The organism is Devosia sp. MC1541 (assembly GCF_012847305.1).
In the GTDB taxonomy this organism is placed as follows: Bacteria; Pseudomonadota; Alphaproteobacteria; order Rhizobiales; family Devosiaceae; genus Devosia.
This window is the reverse complement of sequence record NZ_JABBDZ010000002.1, coordinates 324,826-336,798: the sequence shown is the minus strand read 5'-3', so window position 1 is coordinate 336,798 and position 11,973 is coordinate 324,826. Positions and strand designations below refer to the sequence as shown.

Sequence of the window (11,973 nt, the reverse complement as noted above, 5' to 3'; positions counted from 1 at the left end):
ACTTGCATGTGTTAAGCCTGCCGCCAGCGTTCGTTCTGAGCCAGGATCAAACTCTCAAGTTTAATCATGACTATTGTCGCTAGATGCACGTTTGCGTTTTGACGAGGACACACATCAAATTGCGCTATTAAAGCGCTAAAAGAGTGTACCTCTAGAAACGTGCACCCATCGAAGTCTTGTATAACTTCCACCGGAGTAAACCCCAGCTTCCGTTCGCAAGAACCTCGCCGTCCACGTTTCTCTTTCTTCAATCTTCACAATGTCAAAGAGCTGACCCATCGGCGCAAACCGGACACGTCATTTTGGAAGCAGAGCTTCCTGAGTTCTTAGAGACAAAGCTTTTCGCGCCGTTACCGGCCAAACTGCCTGATCTTTCAGATTTCTGTGCCGCTAGAACTCAGTGCCGGAAGGCGCTGTGCTCTGCAGCGATGACCGGGTTATAGGGGCAGGCCGTTTTGCTGGCAACCCCTCATGACAAAATCACGACAAAACTGGCCGTGTTTCTCTTCCCGCTGTGAACAAATGTTGCGAGACGGCTAGTTTTCAAGGGGTGACGCAGAAATCTCAATATTTCAGGCTTTTAGCACTCACGCATGTATGGAAGCGCTTATGCCGTAACAAGCTCATCGAGACGTTCGATGACACGGGACTTCTCACGCGTGAGTCCCTTGTAATCCAGTTGCTCTTCACTGAGTGCATTAATCTGGTCGATAAGCGCGTGGGCGATCTCCCCTTGCCTCGGATGACCACTTAGCTTCTCGATCGGGTCGACAGATACACGAATGGTAAAGGCCAGCGCCCCAGTCTTAGGAAGCTTCCGCAATGTCTGTCGTTCAACGCGCATAAAGATCGGGTCTGCCCGAACTGCTGTCCCGAACCTCTGTTCAGTAGGTCCAGTGCTCTGCGGATGAAAAAGTCGATGGTCGCCATAAAGAGAATAGTTCCAGCGGATCATTGGTGTTTCCGGTCGCGCGGTATCGAACATCCGAGCCATAATTTGAGCTGAGCGCGTGCCAGGCCCAAACCCCGGAACGGGGGCATGGATATCCGCAAGGGGTTTGCCGATCTTCTCCGCTAACAGCCAGGTGATGGGAAACAGAGGCAGGCTGCCGTGAGGCGCCAAGCTTCGGTGTCGCGCTGCAGGATCAGCAGATCGTCTTGCACGAGGCGCGCGGCGGTCAACAGCGGACTGTCCTTCCCAGTTATCGGACGGACCTCGTTGATCGCCGATATGGCTAGGCCATCGACGTGACGCTGGTAGGCGCCCGGATGCGCTTCAGGCAGGTATTGGGTTAGAAGCGAAAGGAGTTCCTGCTGTGCTTCATAGCTTTCGACTTGTTCGGCATAGACAGCGGGGCGGTACCCCGTCAGCAGCCTGTCTTTTTCCCTGAGATGCGGCGCTAGACACATGTCAGGCTCCAACCAATGGTCGGGGCTGATTGGTTTGGTGCCTATCTGAAAAAGCTTGGATGAACCGTCGTAGGGCGTTGAGATCGTCATGTCACACATCACAGAGACCGATCGAGCGACGATATCACCTTGTTTAAGAGCGCAAAGAGCTGATGCGTCTCTTTTTCATCTAGGTTTGATAAGGCAATTGCATTGAGGCGAGCGACAGCGGCCTCCACTTTGGGCAGTGCTGCAAGTGCCTTAGGCGTCAGTGAGGCCAAGACGCTCCGACCATCTTCCGGATTTTTGTGGCGATCAATCCAGCCATCACGTTCCATTCTGGTCAGCGTTGCGGTCATCGTGGGCTGCTCGACCTGCGCCGCTTCAGCGAGTGCTTTCTGCGAGTGCGCGCGGTGCTGCAGCGCCAGAAGAACCGGCATATAGGCCGGACTCAGGCCCAGCGGCGTAAGCTCCCGCTCCAATAAGCGGATCAGCAAACGGGCAGCGTGATTGGTCGTATAGCCAACGGAGGTAGTCTTGAGCAGTGCCATTTACACGGGGATCGCAATATATATAGTAGGCTAACTATATTCACTTAGTCACTAACGTCAAAACCGAGAATGTGACGCCGATGAAGAGTTCTTCTGACCGTTATGGCCGCACAGCTGCGTTGCTCCACTGGATCTCAGCATTGATAGTCATTTTAATGCTGGCTAGCGGCCAAGCTTTAGACTGGGCACCACAATCACAGGTCTCGCCGATCCTACCGTTTCACGTCAGCTTGGGCTTATTACTTGGTGTTCTAACTCTCGTCCGTGCCGCTTGGTGGATATTTTTTGACAAACATCCAGCTCCACACGTCGGCATGACTGCAGGGCAAGAACGAGCGGCTAAAGCGGTACACTTGCTGCTCTATGGCGCGATCGTGGTCATGGTCGGTAGTGGCGTCGCCATGCTACTTTTGAGTGGCGCGGGATCAGCTGTGTTTTCAGGCGGCGCACTTCCTCGCTTTTCGACCTTACCGCCGTTTGGAGCCCATACGATCTTCAGCAAGATATTGTTGTTGCTGGTCATTGGCCATATCGGTGCCGCGCTTTGGCACCAGCTCGTCATCAAGGATAATCTGCTGGCGCGAATGCGGCCCCATTAGGTTTTCTTTTCGGCCCTCTGATCAACGCCATTTTGATGGAGCGTCAGGGCAACCGCCGCTCCATCGACAATCTCAAAACTCAACTGGGCGTCGACGACCTTATAAAAAAATTCATGCTCTGCTTCAGGAAACACTTCGAACTGATCCTGCCCGGTGAGTTGGGCGTAAAGTCGTCCTGCGCTTTGGGTGATGGTGAAGGCAACATCCGGGGTGAGCTGATAGGTCCCTACATACATAGGCAACACAGACGGATCGATCTCGATTTCCGTACGCAACTTTGGCTGTTCGCGTAGAGGCAACGATGGATTGAGCAAATGCATCCCAATGTCGTCGATACCGGCTAATGTTGCCATATTGGATAAAACGACGACGCCGTTTCCACTGAGCTTGTCATATCCAACAAAGCTGCGGAATCCGCCGGTACCACCATTATGCCAGATGATGTCGCCCTGCCCTAAATCAGTGATGAACCAACCCATGGCAATGGATTGTCCTTGGCTGATCTCTCCGGGTCGCTCCAGCATTTTTTCAAACGCCGGTTTTAAAGATGTGTCGCTATTGCCGCTGGCGGCAGCGATAAATTTTGCCAGATCTTCCGCATTGGTCACGAGAGCCCCCGCGGGTGCGAAAGCATCAAATTTCCAATTGGCCGCAGGCTCCCGGGCAGAGTCATAGCCTGTCGCCATACCTTCGATGGTTTCCCCGGTGAGCTGTATGCGGCTAGACGACATTTCGAGAGGCTCAAAAATGAGCGTTCGCATCAGCTCGCTGTAAGACACCCCGCTGGCTTCTTCCATCGCGATACCGAGCAAGGCGGCGCCTGCATTAGAATACTCAAATGCCTCGCCCACTGGGCGCGCCAGCGTCAGGCCAGCTAACCATGCAAACAAATCCTCACGCGATGTATCCCGGTAAGGATCATCGAGGCCTTTGTCTGTGATGCTTTGCGGCAGGCCGGTAAGCCCAGCTGTATGCGTGGCGAGAGTAAACGCCGTGATAGGCTGCTCGCTCTCAGGCAGTTGAGTGCCCTCCGGCAGGTAGGTGCTTATGGGTGCATCAACATCCATCACACCATTGAGCGCGAGTTGCGCCAGCAAGAGACTGCTAAAGGTTTTGGTAATTGACCCCGCCTCAAACAAGGTCTTTTGGTCGACCGGAGTGGGATCATCCAGCGAGATGGTGCCATGAGAAACAAAACGCGTCTCACCATCTTCCACGATCGCAACGGCTATGCCGACATTGGCCTGATCGCGACCGATACGATCGCCAAGGATCTGCGCGACGTCGCCATCCGAGGGCATAGCTGCCTCCTGTCCCATCACAGATGAGAGCATAAATATGGTAGCAGCCAGAACGGCGAAAATTCTCATAAAAACAGCTCCGGCGTTGTCGGCTTTAACCCACAACGCCGGAGCTGCAATTTGGTTGGTTATTTCTTCGCCATCGCGATCGAATCTAGGATCACCTTGCGGGCGTCCTCAATACCACCGATGCCATTGATCTTGGCCCACTTGCCTGGTTCAAGATCCTTGTAGTGGGTGAAGAAGTGCTTGACGCGCTCGAGCTGGATTTCCGGCATGTCACCAATATCCAAGATATTGTCATACATGCGGGTCAACTTGGACACCGGCACAGCAATGATTTTCTCATCCTGGCCGCCGTCGTCTTCCATAAACAGCACGCCAACCGGGCGCGAGCGCACCACTGCACCCGGTACAAGCGGACGAGAATTCATTACGATCACATCCAGCGGATCGCCGTCGCCGCACAAAGTGTGTGGAACGAAGCCGTAGTTCCCCGGATAACGCATTGGCGTATAGAGGAAACGATCAACAAAGAGAGCACCGCTGTCCTTGTCGATCTCATACTTGATCGGCTCGCCCCCAAGAGGAACTTCAATGATGACATTGAGCTCTTCGGGCGGGTTCTTGCCGGTCGGGATCGCGTCGATATTCATGGTCGTAACCTTGCCGTTCAATTTGATGACGGAATATTGGGCAGCTTCTGCCCGCAAAACCGACCAAAAGGCAAGACGCAAACGGACGCAGACCGTTCCCTATTTAATGACAAGTACGGGGATGGTCGATCGCGCAAGCACCTCTGCCGCCTGACTGCCGAGGAGCATACGCTGAAAACCACGCCGACCATGCGAACCCATAACAATGGTGTCACAGCCGATTTTCTCAGCGGCTTCAAGGATTGCGTCAGCCGGACGGTGCTCTGCCAGATAGCGCGTTTCGATATTTACCCCTTGGGCCTGCGCAATGTCGCGAGCTTGAGCCAAAATGGTTTTCGCATGCTTGGCATAGCTCTCCTCAAGCTCCGACAAGATCGACCCTGCATCAATCGCACCGAAACTACCGCCACCCAATGCCGACACAATTGGATCGGTAGAGGTCAGCGCAATTACGCTGGCGCCGTTAAGCTTGGCGAGCTCCAATGCAGCCGACAAAGCCTTGCTGGCAAGCTCGGATCCATCCGTCGCGATCAGAATCGATTTAAACATGTCACTGCCTCCGTATGTGGATGCCGATATCTTGGCGCAAAAACACCCGGGCCGCTTTGATCTGGATCAGTCTTTGATAATTTCACTCGTCAGATGAGGACAATTGCCGAACCTGATTGCGCAAAATTGTACGATCACGGCTGGAGACACCGATCAATTCGGCGATACGCCAGACCAAATTGTCCTCCAGCTCATGATTTTTGCTGTCAGCGAACACTACGGTCCACATCATACGAATAATCTCGATACGGTCATCCATCGGCAGATGGGTGATGCCACTGGTAAACTTGTAAAAATCCACCGACTCCGCATCGCGGCGAGACGCTTCCTGAACCAACTTTTCTACGCTGGCCTCGTTGAGGCTGTAATAGTCGCCCAGCACCTCGCGGATCGCTTTTTTCTCATCATCCTTCACGGCACCATCAACGGCGGCCAAATGCACAAGCAGTGCTGCGACAGCAACTTGTGGATCGAGAAGATCGGTTTGCGACTGGGGCTTGGAGAACAGTCGGGTCAGGGCCTCAAACATATATTACTCGTAAGAAGAAAGACGGGGCTGAGGAAAACTTAGCCGTAAGGGGCACAAACACAAAGCCTTCCAAGGCCTTTGTTGCGCTCTAGCTCCCTATTGATGCAGCTGCGTCACACTGCAGAGCAAGAAAATGGACTCGACTCTTCGTGGATTTAGAGTCATTTTGTTCTCGTTATGTTCACATCAGCGGTGACCTATGCAGGCCCCAAATCGACACCAGCGCCTTGCCGCGCTGCGTGACGTCATTGCCGATATTGAGCGCAAACCCGCCTTGGCGGAGGCGCGCCATCGCGTTGACGCCGACACAGTAAGCACGAGATTTCCGCGCTTTGCCGGAGGCTTAGTACAGGAAGTTTTTACCGATGACACGCGCCATTCCAGCGTCAGCCTTGGCTTTGCCTTGGCACAAACACGTGGTCTTTTAGCGGGTCGACGAATGGGCATTCTCTATGTCCAGCTCATCAACCAAGCGCAAGACATGGGCATGCCTTATGGCCCAGGCCTGATCAGCTTCGGCATAGACCCCGCGGCCATTGTCTTGGTGCGCGTAGCCAATATCACCGAGCTGCTCTGGGCCTGTGAAGAAGCACTTAACTGCAAGGCTATTGCCGCTGTCATCGCTGATGTCGCAAAACCCTCAAAGCATCTCGATTTTACCGCAAGCCGCCGCTTGAGCCTGCGCTCGGCCCAATCAGGGGCCAGCCTTTTTCTCTTGCGTTACGGCAAAACGCGCGAAGCAAGCGCGGCGCAATTGCGCTGGCAGTTGGCACCTATCACCAGTGGCCGCAAACCTTTTGACGATCACGCTCCTGGCCCTGCACGTTGGACGGTCAAGCTCGAGCGAGGCTCCCTCATCAAGCAGCACGCAGAATGGGTGCTGGGATGGACGGAAAATGGATTCACCAGTTTTACACCGCGACGCGGCCCCAATGATCGGATCCGCACGAATACGCCGCTTCCTCGTCCTCTACCTACCAAGCTGGGCAACCGATTATCTCAAGCGAGCTGAACCCACCCTCACCGGCCCTTTGGCGCTTTATGAACGCGTACAGGGAGGCCTTCGGATTGCAGCGCTAGATAGGGAAGCGTCACAACTGGGTATTCGCCAAGGTCAAACCTTGGCCGATGCCCGGGCTCTGGTTCCTACTCTCATCGTGCGGGAGATGGATCGCGATTGGTTTGAGGCTGGCTTCGCCGATTTTGCCGACTGGCATTCCAATGCTAGTCCGCTTGTCGCCGTTATGCAGGACCCGTCGAAGTTCGGCGATCTCGTTATGGACACAACCGGCGTCGATCACCTCTTCGGTGGCGAGCCGAATATGTTGCGAACACTGCTTACACGCCTTCGCGCTCTTGGCTACACCGTGGCAGGCTCGATAGCCCCAACCATTGGGGCCGCTTGGGGGGTGAGCCATTATGCGCGCAGTCAAATCGTCTCCCCTGACACTCTCGACAACGTTCTCGATACCCTGCCTGTCGCCGCATTGCGCCTGGATCAAAAGCAACTCGCCACACTTGCCCAAATGGGCCTTAAAACCATTGGTGAACTGCGCACACGTCCGCGCAAGCCCTTGCAAGCCCGGTTCGGCCAAAGCCTGATTTTGCGTCTCGATCAGGCTTATGGGCACGTGCTTGAGCGGATGAACCCGCGCCTCCCGCAAACCGAACAATTTGCCGAACGCCGCTTTGCCGATCCCATAGCGCTCCTCGACGATGTTTTGGCCACCACCAAAGACCTCGCGATCACCCTCTCACATCAATTGGAAAAACAAGGACAAGGCGCGCAAAGCTTTCACCTTTTTCTTTATCGCGTCGATCATAAGGTCATGACGCTTTCGGTGAACTCAGCGCGCGTAACCCGCGACGCTCATCACATCAGCCAGCTGTTCGTTCATCGTGCCGACCGGCTATCTGCCGAATACGACCCGGGCTTTGGCATTGATATGGTGCGCCTTTCGGCCAGTTCTTTGGATGATTTGGGCGAAGCGCAGGCCTCCGCCTTCAGCCTAGAAGATGGCACGCAAGATCTCGACCAGCTTAACGATCGGCTCGCCAGCCGGCTCGGCGTGCTTTCTGTCGTCCGCACCCAGCTTTTGCCTTCACACATGCCCGAGCGCGCCGCGCGTCTTGTGCCTGTGCAAGCGTGCCAAACATTCGACAGGCCAGATCATTGGCCAGAGATGACGCGCCCATTGCGTCTCCTGCCCTCACCCGAACGCATCGACATTAGCGCCGAAGTTCCTGATGGCCTACCCGCCTTGATGGTTTGGCGTCGCCTGCACTATCGCCTCGTTAAAGGAGCTGGCCCCGAGCGCTTGGGCGCTGAATGGTGGCGCGCGCCCGAGCGCTTGCAGCTTGCCCCAGAGACACAGCCTAAAGAGCCAGCAGAGGGTGAGGCGCAACTGGCACTGCCCTATTTATCACCCTTGCCTCTCTTCGTCCCAGACGACGCAACGCGTGATTACTACAGTGTCGAAGACGAAGTAGGACGCCGTTTTTGGGTGTTCCGGCAGGGCTTTTATGGCGGGCACACCCATCCCACTTGGTATCTCCATGGGCTCTTTGCATGACCGAAATTATCCGCCTTCCCACGCGAGAGCGCCCACCTAGCGCACGACCAAAAACTTCGCCTTTTGCCGAGCTCATCACCACCAGCAATTTCTCATTTCTACGGGGCGCGTCTCACCCCGAGGAGCTTGTGTCCGCAGCCATGCAATTGGGTCTGAATGGCATGGGGCTTTGCGACCGTAATAGTTTTGCTGGGGTTGTGCGCGCCTTCACCACCGTCAAACATCATGCCGAAAGGTTCAAGAGCTTCCGTTATCTCGTCGGCGTTCGCCTATGCTTTGACGATGGCACGCCCGATATTATCGCTTACCCCACTGATCGACCGGCCTATGGACGGCTCTGTAAGCTCCTCACCCTTGCCAATCAGCGCGGCGAAAAGGGATCCCCCTCACTTCTCCTTTCCGATCTCTTCGGCAATGGAGACCCAGCCTCACCCAAAGAACACGGCCCGCAAGAAAGCTTTGTCGAGGGGCAACTCTTTATTCTCATGCCCGATGAGCGCGATTGGAGGCGCACCGAGCAAACCCTTGCTGCGCTGACGCGATTTGGCGGAACACAAAACGTTTGGGTCGCTGGCGTGCCCCGCTTTGACGGTCATGACCGTGCACGCCTCAACCGTGTCGACATCTCCGCGCGTCGTCATAGGGCCAGAATGCTCGCGAGTAACGATGTTTATTATCACGAGCCAGATCGGCGCATTGTCGCCGATGTTGTCACCTGCATTCGTGAGCACACAAGCCTGCATGACGCCGGGTGGCTGCTGACCAAAAATGCAGAACGCCATCTCAAACTCCCTTTTGAGATGGAACGTCTTTTTGCCGAACACCCTGACGCCATAGCCCAGACCCAAGCCATCATGGCGCGGATTGGCTTCACCCTCGATCAACTCAAATACAACTATCCCGAAGAGACCATCGGCAATGGTGAAACTGCTCAACAAACGCTAGAGCGCCTCACATGGGAGGGTGCGGCACGGCGCTTCCCGGAAGGCATTCCCAATACCGTCAAGGCGATGATTTGGAATGAGCTCTGCCTCATCGCCTATAAGCACTACGCCGCCTATTTTCTCACCGTCCATGACATCGTGCGCTTCGCCCGCTACGAGCGAAAAATCCTTTGCCAGGGGCGCGGCTCAGCGGCCAACTCTGCCGTGTGTTTTTGTCTCCATATCACCGAGGTCAATCCCGTTACCGGCAACCTCGTCTTTGGTCGCTTTATTTCCACCGAACGCGATGAACCGCCCGATATCGACGTCGATTTCGAGCACGAACGGCGCGAAGAGGTGATGAGATATGTCTATGAAAAATATGGTGGTCGCCGCACAGGCCTAACCGCCAATGTCATTACTTATCGCTCTAAAAGCGCCATCCGTGAAACCGCAAAAGTCTTTGGCGTTTCCGAAGACACGGTCAATGCCTTCAACCAGCTTCATTGGGGCTTTGGCTCAGCTGTCGAGTTAGAAAAGGTGAAGGCCATTGGCCTCAACCCGGACGACCCGGTTCTTTCCCAGATGTTCGAAGTGGTGAAAGTGCTCCGCGGTTTTCCTCGCCACCTCTCTCAACACGTCGGCGGCTTTGTCATCACCCGCGACAGTCTTGAAACCATGGTCCCCATCGGCAAAACCGCCATGGATAGCCGCGTCATCATCGAATGGAACAAAGACGACATCGCCGCGCTCGGCATTTTGAAGGTCGATATTCTGGCCCTCGGCATGCTCTCCTGCCTCAGGCGTGCCTTTGAGCTTTTGCATGTCCATTATGACAAGCGGCTCACCCTCGTTGATATTCATGCCGAGGAAACCGGCGATGGCCCGCTGGATAAGGCCCGCGTCTACGACATGATCCAGCGCGCCGATACGCTTGGCGTCTTTCAAATCGAAAGCCGGGCGCAAATGTCGATGTTGCCGCGCCTCAAGCCAAAAGAATTTTATGACCTCGTCATTGAGGTCGCCATCGTTCGCCCCGGCCCCATTCAAGGGGACATGGTCCATCCTTATTTGCGCCGCCGTCAGGAATTGGAAAAACCAGTCTATTATAATGATCAGTTGAAGGATGTGCTGAAACGCACGCTAGGCATTCCCCTGTTCCAAGAACAGGCCATGCAAATTGCCATTGTCGGCGCAGGTTTTTCACCCGGCAAAGCTGATTCATTGCGGCGCGCTATGGCCTCTTGGCGTCGAACCGGACAGATCGCCCAATTTGGCGATGAGTTTCTCGCAGGCATGGCCGCCAATGGCTATCCGCTCGAGTTTGCTAAAAACTGCTTCGCCCAAATTCAGGGCTTTGCCGAGTATGGTTTTCCTGAAAGCCACGCCGCCAGTTTTGCCCTACTGGTCTACGCCTCGTGCTGGTTCAAATGCCACTACCCGGACATCTTTGCCTGCGCCCTGCTCAACTCCCAACCCATGGGCTTTTACGCACCCAGCCAAATCGTGCGCGATGCGCGTGAGCATGGCGTTGAGATTTTAGATGCAGACATCAATCTGTCTGAGCTTGAATGCGTCATGGAAGATGGCACCGCGCCGGCAGCCACCCGCCTTTGGCCCAAACATGCCAATATGGCAGGCGATATATTTTCGACCAAAGCCATTCGCCTTGGTTTGCGCTTTGTCGACGGCCTAGCCGAAAAAGACGTCAACTGCATCATAGCTCGACGCGGTTCGGGCTATGCTTCGGTAAAAGACCTTTGGCTTCGCACAGGCGTTTCGGTCGCCAGCCTAGAAAAACTAGCCAAAGCCGATGCGTTTGCCTCCATGGGGCTTAACCGTCGTGAGGCACTTTGGGCGGTAAAGGGCCTCGTCGGCACACATGGCGCTGAAACCCTGCCGCTTTTCGCCTCTGCCCCACCGCCCTCTTTGCCGGTCTTGGAAGAAGCCCCCAACCTCCCCCTTATGGCACCCGGAGAAGAGGTTATCCACGATTACGCCACGCTATCCCTTTCGCTCAAAGGGCACCCGGTTCAGTTTGTGCGCCCCATGCTGATTACACGCGGCACAACACGCGCTGCCAATTTGGAGACAGTTACACCGGGCCACCGCATTGAAGTGGCAGGTCTCGTGCTCGTTCGGCAACGCCCAGGCACTGCGGGCGGGGTCATCTTCGTCACGCTCGAAGACGAAACAGGCACAGCCAATATCGTCGTTTGGCCAAAACTCTTTGCCGACGACACAAATCGTAAAACACTACTCTCAAGCCGCATGCTTGCTGTGCGCGGGCAGGTGCAGCGCGAGGGCTTGGTTATTCACATTATCGCCGAGCAGTTAGTGGATTTGACCCCGCACCTGCTCGATATTTCCAATGGCATCGACATGGGCGACGCTGTCGTAGCGCGCGCCGACGAGGGAAAATCTGGTCCACCCGGCAGCCATAGCCGCGACCGCAACGCGCAGCGCGAAATCGAGCAGGCCCGTAAGCGCGCTTGGGCAGCGCTGCCAACAGGCCGCAATTTCCATTGATTATCGGAGCAAGGCTTCGATACGAGCCGCCAAGTCAAAATCCTTCTGGCTCACCCCACCGACATCATGCGTCGTCAACGCAATATCGACACGCCCATAGCTGTTAGACCAATCGGGGTGGTGCCCGGCCTTTTCGGCAAGCAGGGCAACGCGCGCCATAAAGGCAAAGGCTGCAGAAAAATTACGGAACTGAACCGAGCATGTAATCGCGCTAAGGTCTTCATTCCACGACCAATTCGGCAACTCGCCGATAAGGGTCTGTATCTGTTCAGCAGTCAGTTTACTCAAGTCGTCCCCACCTGGGCGAGAGGTCAGAATTTAACCAGCAATTTACACTAGTCAGCATTTGAGCGCACCTAATTCGAAATTCCTAA

10 protein-coding genes, 1 rRNA gene and 1 pseudogene are annotated in these 11,973 nt (G+C 55.2%); 4 read left to right on the top strand and 8 right to left on the bottom strand.

Features of this window, described 5'->3' with window-relative positions:
• The 3 genes and pseudogenes from HKD40_RS04405 to HKD40_RS04395 form a co-directional block, all read right to left on the bottom strand.
• Positions 1-62: ribosomal RNA gene (locus HKD40_RS04405) — 16S ribosomal RNA — on the bottom strand; the annotation flags it as partial.
• A 545-nt stretch (positions 63-607) separates the two neighbouring features.
• Positions 608-1,410: pseudogene (locus tag HKD40_RS17815) on the bottom strand (DUF3445 domain-containing protein).
• A gap of 98 nt (positions 1,411-1,508) precedes the next feature.
• Complete coding sequence (locus HKD40_RS04395; protein ID WP_169194503.1) at positions 1,509-1,940, bottom strand: MarR family transcriptional regulator; 432 nt, start codon at positions 1,938-1,940, stop codon at positions 1,509-1,511.
• 80 nt (positions 1,941-2,020) lie between these two features.
• Here HKD40_RS04395 and HKD40_RS04390 point away from each other — a divergent pair, with 80 nt between their 5' ends.
• Positions 2,021-2,539, top strand: a complete 519-nt coding sequence (locus HKD40_RS04390) for a cytochrome b/b6 domain-containing protein (protein ID WP_169194502.1) — start codon at positions 2,021-2,023, stop codon at positions 2,537-2,539.
• On the opposite strand, the gene HKD40_RS04385 is transcribed toward HKD40_RS04390, so the two are convergent.
• The 4 genes from HKD40_RS04385 to HKD40_RS04370 form a co-directional block, all read right to left on the bottom strand.
• A complete protein-coding gene (locus HKD40_RS04385) occupies positions 2,536-3,840 on the bottom strand; it encodes a serine hydrolase (protein WP_169194501.1) in 1,305 nt (434 codons plus the stop codon). The genes HKD40_RS04390 and HKD40_RS04385 overlap by 4 nt on opposite strands.
• Positions 3,841-3,968: 128 nt before the next feature.
• Positions 3,969-4,496: an inorganic diphosphatase gene (ppa, locus tag HKD40_RS04380; RefSeq protein WP_169194524.1), complete on the bottom strand. Its 528-nt coding sequence runs from the start codon at positions 4,494-4,496 to the stop codon at positions 3,969-3,971.
• A gap of 99 nt (positions 4,497-4,595) precedes the next feature.
• Positions 4,596-5,045, bottom strand: coding sequence for a universal stress protein (locus tag HKD40_RS04375; protein WP_169194500.1), 450 nt, complete (start codon positions 5,043-5,045; stop codon positions 4,596-4,598).
• Positions 5,046-5,127: 82 nt separating this feature from the next.
• Positions 5,128-5,574: a TerB family tellurite resistance protein gene (locus tag HKD40_RS04370; protein WP_169194499.1), complete on the bottom strand. Its 447-nt coding sequence runs from the start codon at positions 5,572-5,574 to the stop codon at positions 5,128-5,130.
• Positions 5,575-5,773: 199 nt separating this feature from the next.
• On the opposite strand from HKD40_RS04370, the gene HKD40_RS04365 reads away from it, so the two are divergent.
• From HKD40_RS04365 to HKD40_RS04355, 3 genes are read left to right on the top strand one after another with little or no spacing between them, the layout of a single operon-like run.
• On the top strand, positions 5,774-6,586 hold the full coding sequence (locus HKD40_RS04365) for a hypothetical protein (RefSeq protein WP_169194498.1): 813 nt from the start codon (positions 5,774-5,776) through the stop codon (positions 6,584-6,586).
• Positions 6,507-8,147 (top strand): DNA polymerase Y family protein, encoded by a 1,641-nt coding sequence (locus HKD40_RS04360; protein ID WP_169194497.1) that lies wholly within the window; start codon positions 6,507-6,509, stop codon positions 8,145-8,147. The genes HKD40_RS04365 and HKD40_RS04360 overlap by 80 nt, the downstream gene beginning before the upstream one ends.
• Positions 8,144-11,599: an error-prone DNA polymerase gene (locus HKD40_RS04355; RefSeq protein ID WP_169194496.1), complete on the top strand. Its 3,456-nt coding sequence runs from the start codon at positions 8,144-8,146 to the stop codon at positions 11,597-11,599. Before HKD40_RS04360 ends, HKD40_RS04355 begins: the two co-directional genes overlap by 4 nt.
• Here HKD40_RS04355 and HKD40_RS04350 read toward each other — a convergent pair whose 3' ends face one another.
• On the bottom strand, positions 11,600-11,887 hold the full coding sequence (locus HKD40_RS04350) for a 4a-hydroxytetrahydrobiopterin dehydratase (protein ID WP_169194495.1): 288 nt from the start codon (positions 11,885-11,887) through the stop codon (positions 11,600-11,602).
• Between the last annotated feature and the right edge of the window lie 86 nt (positions 11,888-11,973).